Origin of the sequence: Psychrobacillus faecigallinarum, from assembly GCF_014836595.1 — a bacterium.
GTDB lineage: Bacteria > Bacillota > Bacilli > Bacillales_A > Planococcaceae > Psychrobacillus > Psychrobacillus faecigallinarum.
Genome location: NZ_JACSQO010000004.1, coordinates 292595 through 313066 on the forward strand (window position 1 = coordinate 292595; position 20472 = coordinate 313066).

Annotated in this window: 21 protein-coding genes and 1 other annotated feature; of the genes, 6 read left to right on the forward strand and 15 right to left on the reverse strand. The window is 36.8% G+C overall.

Annotated elements, in window-relative coordinates:
* Nucleotides 1-138: 138 nt before the first annotated feature.
* The gene (locus H9650_RS10780) at nt 139-948 is read right to left on the reverse strand and encodes a YitT family protein (RefSeq protein WP_144536173.1); all 810 of its coding nucleotides are present in this window, start codon (nt 946-948) and stop codon (nt 139-141) included.
* Between the two features lie 182 nt (nt 949-1130).
* Nucleotides 1131-1535, reverse strand: a complete 405-nt coding sequence (locus H9650_RS10785) for a VOC family protein (RefSeq protein ID WP_154310722.1) — start codon at nt 1533-1535, stop codon at nt 1131-1133.
* 241 nt (nt 1536-1776) lie between these two features.
* Between H9650_RS10785 and H9650_RS10790 the strand changes: the two genes are divergently transcribed.
* Nucleotides 1777-2472, forward strand: a complete 696-nt coding sequence (locus tag H9650_RS10790) for a Type 1 glutamine amidotransferase-like domain-containing protein (RefSeq protein ID WP_144536169.1) — start codon at nt 1777-1779, stop codon at nt 2470-2472.
* A 188-nt stretch (nt 2473-2660) separates the two neighbouring features.
* Complete coding sequence (locus H9650_RS10795) at nt 2661-2825, forward strand: aspartyl-phosphate phosphatase Spo0E family protein (protein WP_144536167.1); 165 nt, start codon at nt 2661-2663, stop codon at nt 2823-2825.
* 88 nt (nt 2826-2913) lie between these two features.
* Here the strand turns inward: H9650_RS10795 and H9650_RS10800 are convergent, their stop codons facing one another.
* Both H9650_RS10800 and H9650_RS10805 read right to left on the reverse strand, forming a co-directional pair.
* Nucleotides 2914-3666 carry an SDR family NAD(P)-dependent oxidoreductase gene (locus H9650_RS10800; RefSeq protein ID WP_151109635.1) on the reverse strand — a complete coding sequence of 251 codons (753 nt, stop codon included), beginning with the start codon at nt 3664-3666 and terminating at the stop codon, nt 2914-2916.
* Nucleotides 3653-4597 (reverse strand): MBL fold metallo-hydrolase, encoded by a 945-nt coding sequence (locus H9650_RS10805; protein ID WP_191697185.1) that lies wholly within the window; start codon nt 4595-4597, stop codon nt 3653-3655. Before H9650_RS10805 ends, H9650_RS10800 begins: the two co-directional genes overlap by 14 nt.
* A 119-nt stretch (nt 4598-4716) precedes the next feature.
* Nucleotides 4717-4927, forward strand: a binding site (T-box leader).
* A gap of 54 nt (nt 4928-4981) precedes the next feature.
* On the opposite strand from H9650_RS10805, the gene H9650_RS10810 reads away from it, so the two are divergent.
* Nucleotides 4982-5890, forward strand: a complete 909-nt coding sequence (locus tag H9650_RS10810) for a Nif3-like dinuclear metal center hexameric protein (RefSeq protein WP_144536162.1) — start codon at nt 4982-4984, stop codon at nt 5888-5890.
* A gap of 23 nt (nt 5891-5913) precedes the next feature.
* On the forward strand, nt 5914-6726 hold the full coding sequence (gene proC / locus H9650_RS10815; RefSeq protein ID WP_151109631.1) for a pyrroline-5-carboxylate reductase: 813 nt from the start codon (nt 5914-5916) through the stop codon (nt 6724-6726).
* Between the two features lie 144 nt (nt 6727-6870).
* On the opposite strand, the gene rnz is transcribed toward proC, so the two are convergent.
* The 7 genes from rnz to mce form a co-directional block, all read right to left on the reverse strand.
* Nucleotides 6871-7809, reverse strand: coding sequence for a ribonuclease Z (gene rnz, locus H9650_RS10820; RefSeq protein ID WP_191697186.1), 939 nt, complete (start codon nt 7807-7809; stop codon nt 6871-6873).
* A 220-nt stretch (nt 7810-8029) separates the two neighbouring features.
* Nucleotides 8030-8890 (reverse strand): YitT family protein, encoded by an 861-nt coding sequence (locus H9650_RS10825; protein WP_144536156.1) that lies wholly within the window; start codon nt 8888-8890, stop codon nt 8030-8032.
* A gap of 58 nt (nt 8891-8948) precedes the next feature.
* The gene (locus tag H9650_RS10830) at nt 8949-10202 is read right to left on the reverse strand and encodes a DNA polymerase IV (protein WP_191697187.1); all 1254 of its coding nucleotides are present in this window, start codon (nt 10200-10202) and stop codon (nt 8949-8951) included.
* A 116-nt stretch (nt 10203-10318) separates the two neighbouring features.
* Nucleotides 10319-10813 carry a chemotaxis protein CheW gene (locus H9650_RS10835; RefSeq protein WP_144536152.1) on the reverse strand — a complete coding sequence of 165 codons (495 nt, stop codon included), beginning with the start codon at nt 10811-10813 and terminating at the stop codon, nt 10319-10321.
* Nucleotides 10814-10833: 20 nt separating this feature from the next.
* Nucleotides 10834-11946: a M20/M25/M40 family metallo-hydrolase gene (locus H9650_RS10840; protein WP_191697188.1), complete on the reverse strand. Its 1113-nt coding sequence runs from the start codon at nt 11944-11946 to the stop codon at nt 10834-10836.
* A gap of 16 nt (nt 11947-11962) precedes the next feature.
* On the reverse strand, nt 11963-13510 hold the full coding sequence (locus H9650_RS10845; RefSeq protein ID WP_151109622.1) for an acyl-CoA carboxylase subunit beta: 1548 nt from the start codon (nt 13508-13510) through the stop codon (nt 11963-11965).
* Between the two features lie 3 nt (nt 13511-13513).
* Entirely contained in the window at nt 13514-13924 is a 411-nt protein-coding gene (gene mce / locus H9650_RS10850) for a methylmalonyl-CoA epimerase (RefSeq protein ID WP_151109620.1), read from the reverse strand.
* 130 nt (nt 13925-14054) lie between these two features.
* On the opposite strand from mce, the gene prli42 reads away from it, so the two are divergent.
* Nucleotides 14055-14150: a stressosome-associated protein Prli42 gene (gene prli42, locus H9650_RS10855; RefSeq protein ID WP_151109618.1), complete on the forward strand. Its 96-nt coding sequence runs from the start codon at nt 14055-14057 to the stop codon at nt 14148-14150.
* Nucleotides 14151-14199: 49 nt separating this feature from the next.
* On the opposite strand, the gene H9650_RS10860 is transcribed toward prli42, so the two are convergent.
* The 4 genes from H9650_RS10860 to H9650_RS10875 are packed head-to-tail and all read right to left on the reverse strand — an operon-like array spanning nt 14200 to nt 19567.
* A complete protein-coding gene (locus H9650_RS10860; protein WP_144536144.1) occupies nt 14200-14640 on the reverse strand; it encodes a BrxA/BrxB family bacilliredoxin in 441 nt (146 codons plus the stop codon).
* A gap of 40 nt (nt 14641-14680) precedes the next feature.
* Nucleotides 14681-15772, reverse strand: a complete 1092-nt coding sequence (gene meaB, locus H9650_RS10865; protein ID WP_191697189.1) for a methylmalonyl Co-A mutase-associated GTPase MeaB — start codon at nt 15770-15772, stop codon at nt 14681-14683.
* Nucleotides 15772-17934 (reverse strand): methylmalonyl-CoA mutase, encoded by a 2163-nt coding sequence (gene scpA, locus H9650_RS10870; protein WP_144536140.1) that lies wholly within the window; start codon nt 17932-17934, stop codon nt 15772-15774. Before scpA ends, meaB begins: the two co-directional genes overlap by 1 nt.
* Nucleotides 17921-19567, reverse strand: a complete 1647-nt coding sequence (locus tag H9650_RS10875) for a methylmalonyl-CoA mutase family protein (protein ID WP_191697190.1) — start codon at nt 19565-19567, stop codon at nt 17921-17923. The genes scpA and H9650_RS10875 overlap by 14 nt, the downstream gene beginning before the upstream one ends.
* 237 nt (nt 19568-19804) lie before the next feature.
* On the opposite strand from H9650_RS10875, the gene H9650_RS10880 reads away from it, so the two are divergent.
* Entirely contained in the window at nt 19805-20425 is a 621-nt protein-coding gene (locus H9650_RS10880) for a ZIP family metal transporter (protein WP_144536136.1), read from the forward strand.
* Nucleotides 20426-20472: the final 47 nt, after the last annotated feature.

The window sequence follows — 20472 nt, forward strand, 5'->3', positions numbered from 1 at the left end:
ACAGTCAAAGTATGTCTTGGTTTTACAAATATCAACTTTCGAAACCTTAAGAAGATATAGAATACGGGATTGTCAGTAGAAACAAATAATTGACAAAATAAAAACGCTCAAAGAATAAATCTTGAGCGTTTTAGAAAACTAATTTTTGTTGAATGCACCCATTACTTCAATAGTTTCTGTAATATTTACGAATGCATTACTATCTACTTCTTTAATCATTTTTTTTACTTCTCCTAGTTCATATCTAGTGATAACTGTGAAGAGAACTTTTCTAGATTGTTTTGTGTAAGCCCCTTCTCCATCTAACACAGTTATACCTCGAACTAGGTTTTGGAGTAATTTTTTTTGAACTTCTTCTCCCTTTTCTGTGATGATCATAAGTGTTATTTTTACATGCTTCGTATGAATCACATCTACAACTTTACCAAATACATACAAAACCAATAATGTATACATCGTTTGTTCCCAACCGATAAAATAGCCGGAAGCCAACACAATTACACTATTCATAACGAGCATCATAGTTCCCAATGAAAAGTCTTTTTTCTTTGTTATTACAAGTCCAATAATATCTATACCACCAGTAGAACCATTAAATTTAATAATCATTCCCGTAGCAGCTCCGCCTATAACTGCACCAAACACAGAAGACAAAAGAATGTCCTCAGTCACTTGCACCACAGGAATATATTGCATAGCTAAACTGGTTAAAAAGACAGAGTACATACTATATGCAACAAATTTTTTCCCAATACTTACAAAGCCAAGGATAAAAACAGGTACGTTAAGGATAAAGATGATCCATCCAATGTTCCAGTTTGTAAGAATACCAATAATCATACCAATACCTGAAAAACCACCTAATATCACTTCATGAGGTACTAAAAAAAGATTTAATGCAACAGCCATAAATAAAGATCCTAATGTTATTACAATAAAATTTTTCATTTCTTGCTCCTTAATTTTAATCGAACTTAACTATACAACAATTTTTATAGAAAAACTTATATTTTATAAAAAAATGTTGCTATTTCTTAAGGAGTCTTCATCAAAAGATGAAAAATTGTTATCAAATGAAATTGTTTTTAAATATTATAGCTATAATAATATTTTTCCAAATATATCTTCATTTAAATCCCTTGGTCATTCATCAGCACTACTCTCCAACCATCTGGATCTTCTATAGTAATGCCTTTCTCTTCCCAATAAGGATTTTCTGGTGGCACTGAATTATAGCCCATTTTAAATAATTTATAGCATATATCATCAATTATTGTTTTATGAGGTATATAGAAGACAAGCAAATTGTCCTTTGTGGGTGCAGGACAAGGAGAGCCATCTACATGGGTTGTAAATTCCAAGTGATATGATTTGTCAGGTAAGCCAATCATCACACCATCATAACCCTCGTGCCCCTTAAAGCTTCCTACAACCTTCAATCCTAGTCCTTCAGTATAAAACTTTATATTCTTTTCCATCTTATCTGTTGGTCTCGCGATTCTAATTTGCATCAAGCCATCTGTCCATTTTTCCATATATACAACTCCTTTTAGAAGAATATTAACATGAAGCAACTTATGATCTCTTCCCCCATAAGGAGGAACTTCCATTTAACTTAGCACTAAATTTTTCTATCTTTTCTTGTAAGCTATCTATCCTCGGTGATATGATGACACCATCTAATATTTTTCTTTTAAGTAAAAGAAGATTTTACAACGGAATTGTGGGTATCTATCCTCTGCTTCATACTTAACCTTTGAAAAGGACTGATGTAAAATGAGACAAATTATCGCAATGGGTGGTGGTGGCTTCTCTATGGAACCTGAAAATCCACTTCTTGACCAATACATATTAAAACAAGTTAAAAAGGAACAACCAAAAGTTTGTTTTATCCCAACTGCTAGTGGTGATCAGGATAACTACGTCAAAAGATTTTATCATTCTTTTGAAAATTTTAACTGTAATGCATCCCATCTCAGTTTATTTGAACCAAATTTCAATAATTTAGAGGAGTATGTGATGACACAGGATATACTCTATATAGGCGGTGGAAATACAAGGAATATGCTCGTCCTTTGGAAGGAATGGGGTTTAGATTTAATACTTCGTAAAGCATATGAAAACGGAATTATTCTAGCAGGGCTTAGTGCAGGTTCTATTTGTTGGTTTGAGGAAGGGTTAACCGATCCCTTAAACGCCCCCTTATATAAGCTAAACTGCCTCGGCTTTTTAAAAGGAAGCAATTGTCCACATTATGATGGAGAGGGTAAAAGAAAACCTGCTTATCACGAATTGATAGCTACGGGTGTTATGAAATCAGGATATGCTGTAGAAGATGGCGTTGCTTTACATTTTATAGATGAAGTTTTAAAAGGGGCTGTGAGTTCTCAATTGAATGGCCATGCTTACAAAGTAGAAAAAGAAGATACTGAAGTTAATGAAAAAAATATATTGGTTACATATCTAGGCTAACTTGTTTATAGAGCAATTAATATGTGCTTTCTTTCTTAGTTTTCAAGAAAAAAATAAAAAAATATTTTGATTTCCTCCGTGATTTGACAAATTTTTCATTTCTCTTGATTTATAATGAACAAGTTCCATCGTTATTTCAAGAAAACTATTCTTTCGAATGTAGCAAATCTATCAAATGGAGGATATGTATGAAAAGGGAGTTGCGTCAAAAATCCTTATTGATTTTGATAAGTATTAAAAGAAAAGACATGTATAAAAAAGCGAAAAACCTTGGTTTTACTCACCCAATTGTTGTCGCTTGCAGCCAAGAGCTAGATCAATTACTTAACAAATATCAAGATAAAGTGTCTTAAATGAATAGCATGAGAAATAAGACCGTTCTATTCTTCTAGAGGAATTAATCGGTCTTATTTTTTAGGTGGAACTAAATTTAAACTTAACTTATTTCTTTGTAAAAAATCTTTTACCTAGCGTTTCCACTGTTTTAGGAAAAACAGCATAAAGCTTACTTGTTACGGTCATATATGAGGGAAGATCTACTTCTCTGACTGGTTTATAAATTGCTTTAATAATAGCATTGACCACTTTCTGTGGGGCTAGCAATTGCTTGCCCATCTTATCGCGATATCCGCCTGTTTGGTCTGCCCGCTCAAGAAAGGGAGTATCAATAGGACCTGGATTAATAGTTGTCACTTTAACGCCGTGCTCTCGAAGCTCCATGCGTGCTGCATTTGCAAATCCAATGATTGCATGCTTACTGGCAGCATAAACAGATGCCTTCGGTGTAGCCACTTTCCCGGCTTGCGAGGCAATAAAAATGATATGTCCAGATTTCTTTTCTTTCATCTTATTCGCAAAATATTTTGCAAGCATGATTGGCGCCTTCACATTTACATCAAGCATTTGCTCTACCTCGACATCCTGTAAGTCGGTCAGATAAGCAAAGGTACCAATACCTGCATTCAAAACTAACGTGTCTGGAGTTTCTATGTCTTTAAATAGGTTTTCAATTGAATACTGACTTGTTAAATCGGCCACTGTTGTATGTATCCCTACCTTAGATAATTGCTCCAAAGCCTGTTTATTTCTACCAGTAGCCCATACATCATGTCCTTCCTTATGTAATTGTTGCGCTAACATAAATCCTATTCCACTAGTAGCACCGGTAATAAGAATCCTTTTAGGCTTGATCATACAATAAAATCCCCTCATCTGTTTGCTTTTCTAAAATAAGGCCTTCATCCAACAGATAGTCTATTTGACCAATTGTTTCTGAAAGTGTTAAACCAAGCTCTTTTTCATATACCTTTGGGAACAATTGCTGAGTAAGTTCGAAAATGGTCTTTTCCCCATTACTCATCATTTCTAATACTTTTAATGCTCTCTCACGCTGCTTAATTAGTCGAGAAGATATTAACTCTGATACATCATATACTTCATTGCCATGGCCACTAAAAACTTTATGAACTTCCAAAGCTTGAACTCTTTTTAAGGATTCATTGTATTGTAGCATCGATTTTGGACGAGGTGCATTTTTGTCTAATGGTGGCTCAATTAATGGGTTGGAAGAAATTTTATCAATAATTAGATCTCCCCCAATCAAAACACCAGTTTCTTCTTCCCATAAGGAAATATGGCTTTGCGCGTGCCCCAAAGTTTCTAATACCTGAAGCTTGGGATGGCCAGGTATCACATCTCCCTCGTTTAATATTGTATCTAAGGAACGATTGCCAATGTAATTCAAAGGCCTTTTCATTTTTTCAATCCACTTTAAGTAATGTTCAGGGACTCCTTCCTCCACTAAACATTTGTAATAGAACTCATCATGATAGGTTAGGAATGAATGATTTTTTTCTAGCCACACTTGGTTATATGCATGACCTAGTATTTGTGCATTTTTAAATGCATCAATGCAGCCAGAGTGATCGGGATGATGATGAGTAAGGATAACTTGCTCAATATCGCTCAACTGATATCCGGCTTCGCATATACCATTTTCAAGTGCAGAAAGAGCCTGTTCGGTTTTTGGACCTGCATCAACTAGAGTCAATATATCTCCTTTTATAAGGTACGCATTTACGTCTCCCACAGCAAATGGTGTAGGTATAATTATCTTATGTATCATTGTATTGCTCCCCTTTATCTGAATGACTATTCATTTATTTTACAGGTAAATGAGACTGGAGTCACTAAATTAGGTTGACTTATTTTGAAAAGACCCCTATAATTTCATTAATTCAGATAATTCAAGCTATGAAGAAGACTAGTACATATATGAAGGAGTTTAGAGAGTGAAATGCTTGCTGAAAATTTCACCTCCCTCTCTTATATCGAACCTACTTCTGAGCTACTATGAAAACATAGTCGTGACCTTCGCGATAAGAAGGTTTAAGTTGTGCTGTATTTACAGCAAATTTAGGTGGTACCGCGGAAATCCTACGTTTTCGTCCTTATTTCATATAGGGATGAGAGCGTTTTTTATTTTCTACAAATTTAAGGAGGTGATCAGATGGTAAAGCTGCAAAAAATAATAGATGCGCTTGATGAAGAGTTCCAGGTACAAAGCTATGGAACGGATCCTTCTTTTAGTAGATTTCTTCCACATTGCTATGATTCGATTGGATATGACTGGAAAAACAACTTCGAATATGATTTCACCCAACTATTTAACGGCTGTATGTTAAGTGGTTCAGAAGAGGTACAAACGATTTTTTTAGCAGTTTTCCCTACTGAAATTGTTTTGGAAAGATTTATTTCTGAAAGCCAAGAAGGTGACCTGTTATTTATGCACCACCCTTTACTCATGGAATGTGGCGACCCAAGAGGAAGTTGGGGAAGAGGCTTTCTACCAATAAAAGAGAAATATTTATCTCAAATAAAAGTTAAGAACCTTTCAGTTTATACATGTCACAATCCCCTAGATTGCCACACTACGTTGGGAACAAATAGTGCAATCGCCAAAGCATTAAACTGTGAAATACAAAATCCTGTCAATTGGAGTAACAAATATTTATCCCTTGGAAACATAGAAACAATAAGTACTGACAGCCTAATATCAAAATTAAAAACCCTTTTTGATATTCCCTACGTTGATTTTGAAGGGATTAATAAGGAGAAATTAAACAAAATAGCAATAGTGGCAGGATGTGGAGATGTTATTGATTGGATGCAGGAAGCTGAAAAAAATGGTGTGCAGGCTTATATAACCGGAGAGGTTCATTGCCATATCGACAATGAGTATGGCCATCGAAAATTTAAGAAAATGCAAGAATATATTGCCACTACATCAATGTCTTTAATAGGAGTTTCTCACGCGGCTTCTGAATATCTAGTCCATAAAACATTAGTAAAAGACTGGTTTGAGCAAAACTTCCATATTAAGACGATATTATTACCACAGGAAAAATGGTGGCTATAAATTTACTGAAGGAGGAGAATAGGATGACTAACATCGTTTTTATTGGGGCCGGCTCTATGGCTGAAGCTATTATTAAAGGTTTATTGGAAGAGGAGAAAGTTTCTCCAAGCTCCATTTGTGTAATGAACAAATCAGATGAAAAGCAGCTACACTATTTAAATGCTAAATATAAAATCGAAATTATGTGTACAAAGAAACTAGCATTGCAGAAGGCTGATCTCGTATTTCTTGCTATGAAGCCTAAGGATGCGATTCAAGCTTGCAAAGAAATCGCTTCATTTTTGAACAAGCAAGCAATTGTTGTATCAGTCATCGCTGGTGTTTCCATCAAAACAATTGAATCGTATCTTGGAGATAGACCAATTGCACGTGTTATGCCGAATACTTCTGCTTCTGTTGGTTTAAGCGCTTCTGCCCTATGTTGGAATGAGAAAATAAATAATGTAGCAAAAAAGGAAATTATTAATCTGTTAGAATCTATTGGAACTGTCAAGGTAGTCCAAGAGGTGGATATGCATGTGATTACGGCCCTTTCTGGAAGTGGACCTGCTTATCTATATTATTTTGCCGAACAATTTGAAGCAGCCGCCGTTCAACATGGATTAAGCCAGGAAGATGCTCGTCAATTATTTATCCAAACAATGAAAGGTGCAGCATATATGCTCATGAAGGGCGAAGATGAGCCTGCTGAGCTTCGAAGAAAAGTAACGAGCCCAGGAGGAACTACAGAAGCAGGCATTGAACAACTAATGTTCCATAAGGTTGATGAAGCTATTTTTGCGTGCATTAGTGCTGCACAGCAAAAATCACGTACTCTTGGGGAACAATTTGAATGAACCGTCAGCTATTAGAATATATGTAATTGAAAACAACTAGACAGCTCTCTGTCCATCACCGCTTTAACAGGAAATGGGCAAAGAGCTGAAATTAGACATTATACAGGTTTAAGTATGCGTAAGTCTGCTGATCCTTCTTTAATTTTATATTCTATCCAACTTGCCATTTATACAACTAAATTCATTAAAATCATCCGCTATATAAATAGGGAAATTATATTCTGAAACTTGTACTGCTAGGTTTTTAATATCTTCTGGCATAAAGCGAGCACTTATATGATTAACTATCAAATTCTTTGCCCCTGCCTTCTCACAAACATTTGCTGCATCAACGATTGTTGAATGACCATACTCTCTTGCAAGCTCCTCTGTTCCAGTATCAAAGGTACCCTCATGAATTAAAACATCTGACTCCTTCGCTAGGAGAATAGAATTTTCACAATATCTCGTGTCACCTAATACTGCCAATTTAAATCCTTCTTTCGGCTCTCCCGTTACTTCGGAGCTTCTAACAACATTACCATTAGGCAATTCAACATCTTGACCAGATTTTAATAAGCGTAATAACGGCCCTCTAGGAACTCCTAATGCATCTGCTTTCTCAATTAATAATTCAGGTGCCAGCTGCTTTTGAGTTACTCGATAACCAAAACAAGGAACAACATGCTCAAGAAGTCTAGCCTCTACTATGAATTGTTCATCTTCAAAGATAATCCCCTCTTCAATTTCAATGATTTTTAGAGGATATTTTAAATGTGTTTGAGACGTGATTAAAGTGACCTCTAGCCAATCTTTAATACCTTTTGGGCCGTATATAGTAAGAAGTTCGTCTCCACCTAAAAAGGAGCGCGATCCTAGTAGCCCAGGCAGACCGTATATATGATCTCCATGGAGATGAGTGATAAATATCTTTTCTATTTTTCGAGGCTTTACTGTTGTTCGAAGAATTTGATGTTGAGTTGCTTCTCCGCAATCAAACATCCAGTTTGAGCCTCTCTCTTCTAACAGCTTCAAAATCATTGAACTAGTATTACGTTGTTTAGAGGGCATACCTGCTCCCGTTCCTAAAAATAATATTTGCATATATTTCCAACTTTCATTATTTATATATTAACTATATATTATTTTACCATTTGACCCAATTGTAACAAAGTAGGATCCACTTGAGCTTTTCTCATCCTCTATAATTTAGTGAATCAGCAATCGTTCTATTTAACACGACATAAGATAATACTCTCTCTTAAGCTATTTATTATATAAAAAAACCGTTAAACAAGTTTTGAACTCATTTAACGGTTTATTATTAGTGAATGTCACGCTTTTTGAAGCTTCCACCTCGAACCTCTGCTACATCTGTTATTACTACAAATGCACCTGGATCTTTTTCTTTGATAATCGTAATTAGTTTGTTTTCTTCCATTCGGGTAATTACACAAGTGACAATATCCATAGTCTCGTTAGTAAATCCTCCTCGGCCACTAGAATAGGTAACCCCTCGGCCAAGCCGATCTTGTATTGCTGCACCAATTTCTTCTGAATGTTTACTTACGACACGTACAGATTTTGATTTTTCTAAACCAACTTGAATTACATCAATAACGATTTTGGCAATATAATAAGTGGTTGCAGAGTAGAGGGCACTTTCAAGACCATATATAAAGCCAGCTCCAATGAAGATAAAAGCATTGATAAATAATATAATATCTCCTACAGAAAATGGAACCTTTCGAGATACTAAAACTGCCAAGACCTCGGCACCATCTAAAGCGCCACCGTTACGAAGTACAATACCAATCCCTACTCCAAGCATTACCCCTCCAGATAGTACAACTAGTAATGGATCATTTGCACTTAAAATCGGGTCGATATGATGCAACAAGACGGTTGATACAGAAAGTGCAGCTATACCAATAATACTTAGTAAAGCAAAGGTCTTTCCAACCTGCTTGTAGCCCAAATAAATAAAAGGAATATTTAATACAAATAGTAGTATTCCAAGAGGAATATCAAATAAATAATTTCCCATAATACTGACACCCGTTACTCCACCATCGATAACCGAGTTTGGGATTAATACTGCTTCTAGTGCATAGGCAGCGATTACTGCCCCTATAATTATCATTATTATACGACCTATAGTTTCCGGTGTTTTGTTTTTTTTCATTTACTTGTAAAACTCCCTTATAAACAAAGTTAATTACTTATATATATAAACTCTTAAGTTATTTTCTATTATCGTGATCATCTAAAAAATCTTTACTAAAGCTAGTTTTCGATTCTAAAGAAGGATTTTTTTTAATCTTCATCCCGCGTTTTATGATAGTCTTACCAAATTTGTCTTGAAGTTGTTCGACGAGCCTCAAGATAGGTTCCTCTTTTGCGTGCTCTTCAAAGTTAAAGATAGACAATTGCTCCATCGATTCTCCCTTATCAAATACATTGTTAACAGTGACCCCTAATAATCGAATTGGTTCATCCTCCCAGCTAGATTCAAATAATTGAATAGAGAGTTGTGATATATCTTCTTCTTTAAAGAGCCGATTGATAACCGTTTTGCTTCTCGTTTTATTTTTCCAGTTGGCATCTCTAATATGTATAGTGATAGATCGACCAGCTAAATTTTTAGAATCTAACCGTGATGCTACTTTACTGGACAATTTTCTGAGAACTTTTCGAAGCTCATCTATATTTGTTTCATCATAAGGTAAGGTTGTGGAATTGCCTACGCTCTTTGTTTCGAAGATAGATTCTGGGTCTACCGCTCGATTGTCTATTCCATGTGAGCGATTGTGAAGTCTTGTTCCCGATTTTCCAAGTTTCGACTTTAGTAAGTCAGGATTAGCGTTTGCTATTTGTCCGATCGTTTTAATACCCAAGGATTCTAATTTATTGGATGTGCTTTCCCCAACTCCATGCATTTCAATTACGGGTAAGGGCCATAGCTTATGTGGAACTTCCCTTTTTCTTAAAACAGTAATTCCCATTGGCTTTTTCATATTGGAGGCTGTCTTAGCTAAGAATTTGTTAGGGGCAATACCGATGGAGCATGGTAAATCTAGTTCCCGGATTATTCGTTGCTGAATAGACTTTGCAAATGCAACTGCATCTCCATCCATATCAACATCGGACACATCCATATAGCCTTCATCAATGGAGACAGGCTCTACCAATTGCGTATACGAGCGAAGAATATCAAACATTGCTTTCGAGGCTGCTCGATACCTTTCAAAATTAGGAGGTAATAGAATAAGCTCTGGACACTTCCTTTTAGCTTCCCATACAGACATAGTTGTATAAATTCCTTTAGCTCTAGCCTCATAAGAACAAGTAACTAAAATACCTCTTCGTTCTTTTGGGTTTCCAGCCACTGCTATCGCCTTTCCTTTTAAAGAAGGGTCATGGGCTTGTTCCACAGAAGCATAAAAGCTATTCATGTCTAGATGAAAGATAATTCTGTTCTGTTTAGTCAAGTCCATTCACCTCTTACATAACTATATTTTCATCTCAAAAGACGAAGGGGAAAAAAGGTAGCTACTAGTTAGCTACCTTCCGACTGTTAAATCGATAGACAGGGCACCCCTTTTGTCTAAGACTACACGTTATTTACTTCTAAATTTTCTTCTTTTTTTGCATTTTCTAAGTAAGATTGTATATCTTTTATACCATCCAGTGAGCGAACTAAAATAGAAGGGTCCACAATTGTAATCATTCTGTTTTCTAAATTAGCAATATTTGTGAAGTATTTTGTCTTCGCATAATTCATTAAACCAAGCTGTTTTAAAGACTCGGCTGGGACATCTAAAATTTCCTTTGCCTCTTTAACGAGAATTCCCACAGACATATCCTCCGTATGCATAGTTACTACTCGGGCATTTTCATTCAAAAGACCACTCTGATTATAAAGAATTAGCTCAAAATCTATAATTGGAACGAGCTCGCCTCTTATTTTCATCAATCCAATCAAATATTTTGGTAAATGAGGAATTGGATTAACTTTTTCTAATTTTTCGATAGACACTACATGATCAATGGAAACAGCATATTCTTCGTTTCCCGATTGAAACACAACTACTTTTTGAGAAGACATGGATGAACCTCCTGAGCTCTTTATTCGGCAGCTATCTTCACGATTTCTACAAGTAAATCTGCTAGTTTTTCAAGCTCCAACACTGGCATTCTTTCGTTGGTAGTATGAATTTCCTCATAACCCACTGAAAGAATTACAGTTGGCACTCCAAACCCAGCAATTACGTTAGCATCGCTCCCACCACCGCTTGTTTTTATATCGGCTTTTCTACCTATATTTTCAACTGCTCGCTTCGCTACTTCAACAACCTGATGGTTATCCTCAAAACGGAAACCAGGATACATAAGTTGCGTTTCTGTAGTTGCTTTCCCACCGAATTGCTCTGCCTTTTCAGCAAATGTATTTACCATATGCTCAACTTGAGCGTCTAATTTTTCTCGGTCAATTGAACGTGCCTCTGATAAAATATGAACTGTGTCGCATACAATATTTGTAGCTTGGCCACCTTCAAAGCGACCAATATTGGCCGTAGTTTCATAATCGATTCTTCCTAAATTCATTGCGGAAATCCCTTTTGCCGCTAGTGTAATTGCTGACACACCTTTTTCTGGTGCAACACCAGCATGTGCAGTCTTTCCAGTAATGGTTGTCCATAGTTTTGCTTGATAAGGAGCTGCAGTGACAATGCCCCCTACTTCCCCATCACTGTCTATGGCATATCCATATTTAGCAGATAGCATAGAAGGATCCATTTCTTTTGCCCCGACTAGTCCACTTTCTTCACCTGCAGTTATAACTACTTGAATCTCACCATGCTCAATAGACTGCTCTTTTAACCGACGTATTGCTTCAAATAAAGCTGCAATTCCAGCTTTATCATCAGCACCTAGAATCGTGGTACCATCAGAATAGATAAAGCCATCCTCTTTTAAAATTGGTTGTATGCCTTTACCTGGAACGACTGTATCCATATGTGTAGTGAAATAGATAGGGTCAGCAGTTACCTTATTTCCCTTCAAAGTAGCGATTAAATTACCTGCACCATGCCCGGTTCTTTCAGCTGAATTATCCTCTATAACCGAAAATCCAAGCGACTCTAACTTATTTTTTAAAATTGGCGCAATTACTTGCTCATGCTTTGTTTCGGAATCTATTTTTACTAGTTCAAAAAATTCCTCTATTAAACGATTCATCTTATAAAAGACTCCTTTATAATGGGATATTCCCGTGTTTTTTCTTAGGTCTAGTTTCTTTTTTGTTTCGCATCATCTCAAGCCCTTGTATTAACTTTATACGAGTCTCACGAGGATCAATAACATCATCTACCATACCCATGGAAGCTGCTACATACGGATTTGCAAATTTTTCACGGTATTCCTCGATTTTTTCGGCACGAACTTGTTCTGGATTGTCGCTTGAGGCAATCTCACGCGCAAAAATAATGTTCGCAGCGCCTTGTGGACCCATAACCGCAATTTCTGCATTTGGCCAAGCAAAAACTAAATCTGCACCAATTGACTTTGAGTTAAGAGCTACGTACGCCCCACCATATGCTTTACGTAAAATGACAGTCATTTTGGGAACGGTTGCTTCTGAATATGCGAACAAAATTTTTGCTCCATGACGAATGATTCCTCCATGCTCCTGCTTAATGCCAGGGAAAAAGCCGGTAACATCCTCAAACGTTATTAAAGGAATATTAAAGGAATCACAGAATCTAATAAAACGTGCTGCCTTATCAGAAGAGTCGATATCAAGACCACCAGCCATAATCTTCGGTTGGTTACATATCAGTCCAACAACTTCACCTTTTATGCGAGCTAAACCAACAACTATATTTTTTGCAAACTCCTTATGTACCTCCATAAAGGTGTCTTTGTCAACCACCTGCTCAATTACTTTACGAATATCATAAGGACGTATTGCTTCAAAAGGTACTATATCAGCTAAATCAGGTCTATCATCGCTGCTTTCCTCTACCGCTACTAATGGCGGTTTTTCCTCAAAGCTTTGTGGTAGATAGCTTAGAAGTAGTCTTACACTCTCTAAAACCTCTTCTTCTGTTTTCCCACGGAAGTGTGCATTTCCACTTATTGTATTATGTACTTTTGAACCGCCTAGATCTTCAGAAGAAATCTTTTCCCCTGTAACTGTTTCAATTACCTTAGGTCCAGTTATAAACATCTGGCTAGTTTCATCTGTCATAAACACGAAGTCCGTAATTGCTGGAGAATATACAGCTCCTCCTGCGCAAGGCCCTAATATAACAGAAATTTGAGGGATAACTCCACTATAAATAGCATTACGATAAAATATTTGGCCATACCCATCTAAGGATACTACTCCTTCTTGAATCCTTGCACCTCCTGAGTCATTTAAGCCTATAAACGGAGCACCATTCTTAGCCGCTAAGTCCATAACGTTTGATATTTTAAGTGCGTGCATTTCTCCAAGTGCACCACCAAATACTGTGAAATCTTGTGAAAAAAGATAAACAGGTCTACCGTTTACCTTGCCGTAGCCCGTAACTACCCCGTCCCCTGGGCCCTCTTGCTTATCCATTCCAAAATCTACAGTTCGATGCTGTATAAAGGGATTAAGCTCTACGAAAGAACCTTCATCTAGCAAAAGGTCAATTCGTTCTCTAGCTGTCAACTTCCCTTTTTCATGTTGCTTTTCAATTCGATCGTCTCCGCCACCTAATTCAATTTTACGTTTACGATCATATAGATCATTTATTTTTTCATAGATATCCATCGGTTACTTCGCTCCCCCTGATTTATCACATAATTCATACAAAACTCCGCCAGATGACTTTGGATGTATAAAGGCAACCTCTGCCCCTCCAGCTCCTCTTTTAGGAGTTTCCTGAATAAGGCGAATCCCCTTTTCCTTTAACTCATCTAGTCTCTCTTGAATATTCTTTACTCCAAAAGCGACATGGTGAATTCCTTCACCTCTTTTTTCGATGAATGTATGAATTGTACTTGTCTCATCAATTGGCTGAAGTAACTCTATCTTGACATTCCCACTGTCTATAAAAGCTACTCTAACTTTTTCTGAATCTACTTCCTCAATATGTATAAGTTTTAAGCCTAAAATATCTGTATAGTATGGTAAAGAGTTTTCTAAACTTCTTACAGCAATCCCGATATGGTCTACCTTTTCCATTGTTTACACATCCTCTATTGTTTGACTATTCACTATACTATTGTACATATATTACAAAAAAAAATCTCTACCTCTTGTGCATTTTTTCAATTTTGATAAAATAGGATTACAAGCTAAAGGAGAGAAATTAATGCGCAATCAAACATTTCGTAAGATTATCGTTTATCTCATGATATTTGTAATGGTAATGTCCACATTATTGTTCGGTCTGAGCTTCGTCCTATAGGAAATTTAAAAACAGCGGTAGCAATTTATGCTTCCGCTGTTTTTTTGTATTAGACTTCCTCGCAATACTCTTCGAATAATGCTTGAAGATGAGTAATAACAGAAGTTGGTGCGTGACCTTCTATTTCATGACGACCAATTTCAGCAACTGCTTGTCCATCTTTTAATAAAACAAATGATGGAGAAGAAGGTAAATGTTCGTCTCCAAACATATTACGTGCTTGTTGTGTAGCTAGTTTATCTTGTCCTGCAAAAACAGTTACTAAATGATCTGGGCGTTTATCGTAATGTACAGCGTTTGCTGCAGCAGGACGAGCAATCCCTCCAGCACAACCACAAACTGAGTTTACCATAACAAGAGTTGTACCTGTTCTAGCAAAAGCAGCTTCCACTTCTTCTGGGGTAGTTAGTTGTTCATAGCCACTATTTTCCATTTCACTACGCGCTTGTATAATCATATCATTCATTAGTAAGTTAAAATCCATATTCATTTTACAACTCTCCTTTTCAAACTAGATTTAGTTTATCAGATTATTGATAAGAATTCGAGGAAAATAACTCCTCAATCGCTTGCGAAACAGTCATTTTCTCTTCTCTCACTTGCTGTTCTAACAGTTTCATCCTCTGCTTTCTCTGAATGGAAGAAAAAAAGTCATCATATAAACGATTCACTATCATCTCATTGAACCAATTTACAGTTTGCTCTTTTCTTCTATTTTGCCAGAAATGCTGTTGTGTCATCTTTCCTTCGAAGCTCTTAATGGTTTCCCATACAAGGTCCAGCCCCTTTTTGTGTAGAGAGGATACAGCGAGTGCTGGTGTTGTCCAATTCGGAGCGGAAGGTGCTAGGAAATGCAATATTTGTTTATATTCTGCAACCGTTTTTTTAGCTAAACTTTCGTTATGTCCATCTGCTTTATTGACAACGATTGCATCAGCGAGCTCCATTATGCCTTTCTTCATCCCTTGAAGTTCGTCACCAGCTCCTGTTAAGGCTAGAAGAAGGAAGAAGTCTACCATCCCTCGAATAATCGTTTCACTTTGTCCTACTCCTACTGTTTCGACTAGTATGATGTCATATCCGGCAGCCTCACATAGTAGCATAGTCTCTCTAGACTTTTTATGCACTCCACCAAGTGTTCCCGCGGAAGGAGATGGCCTTATAAAAGCATTCGGATGCTTGGCTAGCTCTTCCATCCTTGTTTTATCCCCTAGTATACTTCCTCCGGTGAGGGAGGAACTAGGATCTATTGCTAATACAGCTACTTTATGACCTAAATCACATAACATTTTTCCGAATGCTTCTATGAAAGTACTTTTTCCTACACCAGGCACCCCAGTAATACCAATGCGTATACTATTTCCTGTGTATGGAAGCAACATTTTCAAAATTTGTTGACCTATCTCTTGTTGTTCCGAGGAAGTGCTTTCAATAAATGTAATTGCCTTTGCTAAATGTAAGCGTGAGCCTGCTTGAATCTCGTGATTGTAACTCTGAATGTCTATAGTAAGAGATTTCTTCTTTGAAAACTTTTTTACAGAGGACTTGCCCATACCATCGTGCTGAGATATAATACCACCCTTGACATGTAGAGAAGATGTTACTTTATCCTCATCAGCCATTAGCCTTCCACTTCCTCGTAGCCAAGACGTTTATAGATCTCCTCTATAACCTTTTGAGCTGCAACTGGAATAACTGTTCCTGGACCAAAAATAGCTGAAGCACCATTCTCACGTAAAAAAGCATAGTCTTGCGCTGGGATCACTCCACCAACGACGATTAAAATATCTTCACGTCCTAGTCTTGCAAGTTCCTCTTTTAAGGATGGAACGAGGGTCATATGCCCTGCGGCAAGAGAACTTACTCCTACTACATGCACATCATTTTCTACTGCCTGTTGTGCTGTTTCAGCAGGAGTTTGGAATAATGGACTAATATCTACATCAAAACCTAAGTCAGCAAATGCGGTTGCGATTACCTTAGCACCACGGTCATGTCCATCTTGTCCCATTTTGGCGATTAAAATACGAGGACGTCTTCCCTCGTTTTCTTTAAAATCTTCTGCCATTTGCTTCACTGATTGAATTTCTTCAGCATCACTAAAATTAGCACTATAAACTCCACTCACGGAGCGAATCACCGCCTTATGTCTCCCTGCAACTACCTCAATTGCATCCGATATTTCTCCTATGGTCGCTCTTTGTCGAGCGGCATTTACAGCTGCAGCTAAAAGATTCTCTTTGCCTGTTTTAGCAGCTTCCGTTAAAGCTAATAGAGCTTCCTTAACTGATTTCTCATCTCGATTAGCTTTTACACTTGCCAAGCGTTCCATTTGTTTTTGACGAACGACAGTATTATCGATATTCAAAATATCGATTGCATCCTCTTGATCTAGGCGGTACTTATTTACCCCTATGATAATCTCTTTGGATGAATCTATTTGTGCTTGTTTTTTAGCAGCAGCTTCTTCAATTTTCATCTTAGGCAGTCCCGTTTCAATTGCTTTTGCCATTCCACCCAATTCTTCAATTTCTTCTATTAATGTCCATGCTTTTTCCATTAATTCATTTGTTAATGCTTCTACATAATATGAACCGCCCCACGGATCTATAACTTTTGTCATATTTGTTTCTTCTTGTAAGAAAAGCTGTGTATTTCTAGCTATTCTCGCCGAAAAATCTGTAGGAAGAGCTATTGCTTCATCTAAAGCGTTAGTATGCAACGATTGAGTATGTCCCATCGCAGCAGCATTTGCTTCCACAAGTGTACGTGTCACATTGTTAAATGGATCCTGCTCAGTGAGACTCCATCCAGATGTCTGCGAGTGGGTACGTAAAGCTAAGGTTTTTGGATTTTTAGGATTAAAGCTCTTCATCATTTGAGCCCATATTCTTCTAGCTGCTCTCATTTTAGCTATTTCCATGAAGTAGTTCATACCGATTGCCCAAAAGAAAGAAAGTCTTGGAGCAAAAGAATCTATCTCAATTCCTGCTTTTATACCTGTACGAACATATTCTAATCCATCTGCAAGTGTATACGCTAACTCAATGTCTGCAGTGGCTCCTGCTTCCTGCATATGATATCCGGATATGGAAATAGAGTTGAACTTTGGCATATGCTGTGCAGTGTATGCAAAAATATCAGAGATTATTTTCATGGACATTTCCGGTGTATAAATATAAGTATTACGCACCATATATTCTTTTAAAATATCATTTTGAATTGTACCAGCAAGCTGTTCTGGAGTTACACCTTGTTCCTCGGCAGTTACAATATAAAAAGCCATAATGGGCAGCACTGCGCCGTTCATCGTCATTGATACAGACATTTGGTCTAAAGGAATACCATCAAATAGAATTTTCATATCCTCAACCGAATCAATTGCCACACCTGCTTTACCAACGTCACCTGTCACTCGCTCATGATCGGAATCATAACCTCTGTGGGTTGCCAAATCGAATGCAACCGACAAACCCTTTTGTCCCATAGCTAAGTTTCTTCTATAAAATGCATTACTTTCTTCCGCAGTTGAAAACCCTGCATACTGTCGTACTGTCCAAGGTTTAGAAACATACATAGTAGGATAGGGTCCACGTGTATTAGGAGCTATACCAGGTAAATCATTTAAATGTTTTAACTTTTCTATATCCTCCTTTGTATATTCTTTCTTCAATTTTATACCTTCATTGGACACAAAAGATGTGTTGTCATTTTCTGCATGCTTTCCTACTGCTTTTTTTAATACGTCATCTATAGACACAGCTTCGTAATTAGGCGTTGTCATGTGAGCCCTCCTTTTGAGCTAATGCTAATAATTCCTTTCCTTTTACAAGCATTGATTGGCCCGCATAAATAGATCCAGATAGACCAGCCTCTAGCCAATCATCATACTCTGCAAATTTCCCCGCTACATCTAACGGTACGGATAGCTTTTCGTTTAATAAAGCAGGCACTAGTCCAGCTGTCTGCTCATCACTTCCGACAAAAATCGCATATTGAATATTTTCATTGTTAATCCATTGTTGTAAATCAAATGGTTTTAAATTCTCTTGTGCGATAACTGGAGTTATTCCAATGGCATTCAAGTAGCCATTAATATAATCCATTCTTGGTTTATACTCCTTCAAAACTCCATATGGAAGTATAGCCGCTTTTAGCTGATATTGCTTAAAAGCTTTGCGCAAATGCTCAAATGGTTCTGCCAATCGTCTATAGTCGGATTGTATAACAATTTCCTCCAGACCGTCCTCTGGATTAGCGTAATTATTCGTACCGATGAGAGATTTTTTACGGGTTGATACTGCTTTTAGCTGTAGCTCCCATTTCTCTGAAGCACGTTGCAGCAACATACTTTCCCTCGATTCTGGAGAGCTGTCCTTCATTAAATCTATAAAATATGCCCAAGTCTTCTCAACCAATTGCTTAGTCAATGACTCAATATAGTAAGAACCACCCGCGGCATCAATAACACGTTGAATATGTGTTTCCTCCTTTAAAACAAGCTGCATGTTACGGGCAATGCGCTTTGAAGTTGGAGTTATCTCGGAAAGATAATTATGTGGATAGCTAGAAACTATATCTGCACCGCCCAAAACGCTAGACAATATACTATTACTTGCACGCAATAGGTTTACATTAGAATCTAGAGCCGAAAAAGAGCGTAGAGAAGTTTCAGTATAAACTGGGATAGCATTGATATTTTCTTTTCCAAAGGCTTCGCCAAAAGCCTTCCAAAGTACTCTAAATGCTCTCAACTTAGCAATTTCCATAAAGAAATTTGTGTCGATAGAAAATTGCACAAATGCCTTTTCTTCTAGTTTTTCAATACCATTTAAATGTGCTAGTGTATCTGCTTGAACTAATACACTTGCTAGTTCACTAACTACGTCTCCACCAGCCTTATGTAGTTGGGTGCCGTCTAAATGTAATGATCTAGCACCTGTAAGATTTCTGTCGGCTCCAATTATAAAGCCATGTAATTCGTCAAAGTGATCCAGAAAACTAGAATTATTTGTAACATCCAATAATACCTCATGTTCTTGGAACAGTATTTTTAGTTCTTCTATTTGAAAAGGACTCCATTCATGAATAGCATCAACCTTGTAATTGATCAAATCATTTCCTTTAGATAGGTTTTCCTTCATATCTACAATAATTTCTTCAGCTGTGTTTCCTGTAGAGTGCTGCGCGACCTTCCAATTAGCAGTTTCTTTAGAATGTCTTACTGTATTAGTTTGGTCTAAAGAAATATTTGTTAAGTCTGCCAATGTATAAAGCGGTTTCAAAATAATATCTTCTAAAGTTTTAGTTTCCAAAGATTCCAACGATTTTCCCTTTAATGACTTAATTGCAGCCTGCTCCCAATCAGCAAAGCTTGCTTCGGTAAAATTGGTTTGCTTCATGTCGTTTATAGTCATATGAACGCTTTCGCTTCCCCCTTGTATAATTATTGTTATATTTCTATTCTACATGAGTGCTTCATGGTAATAAAGTGATTTTGTCCCTTGTCAGAAAGTAACCTTTATTCAGGATATTAAATTCTTTAAGCAATTTAACTCTCCTTCTGCTCGCTAACGAACATACATATAATTTTAATATAGCCTTATATAAGCTCATTTCATTATGTTATCAAACTTAAACGAAAGAGGTAAAATATGATATTTGTCTTTATGGGTATACTTTTATTTATTAGTCTTGTCAGTGGAGGAACCATTGCTCTTTTAGCATATGAAATGTTCCATCAGAAGTTTAATAGAGCATTAGGATTATTGTGTGGATTATTATTGGTCGGTCTATTAGTTTTTGAGATTATTCCAGAATCCCTTGAATCCTATGAAAAACTAAGTTTGCTTCTAGGATTTATCATTGGTTATTTCTTTTATAGCCTAACGGTTCTTCACTCACATAACGAAAAGAAGCATGTGAGCTCTATGACTCCATTGATTTTCGGACTATTTTTACATACTATTCCTTTAAGCCTAACTCTTGGTTCGTTGCTTAACAATCAAATGTTTCCAATCGCGATTACTACTTCTACCATCTTACACCATATTCCAGAGGGCTTTGCACTCACTAGTCTTTTCTTACTCCGTAAAAAGAAACTAATGTCTTTATTAGTTTGTTTCCTCTCCCTATCCGTCTGTTCTATATTCTTCATGTGGATCGGAAAGGACATTTTCATAGCTCCGAGAATACAAGGGGTATTGATAGGAATTTCTATTTGTTTAATTGGTCTAACAAGTTGGAAAGAATTTATTTTCCCTTCAAACAAATAATATTATTAACTATTCAGTATAGTTAAAATGATATTAAAATATAAAAG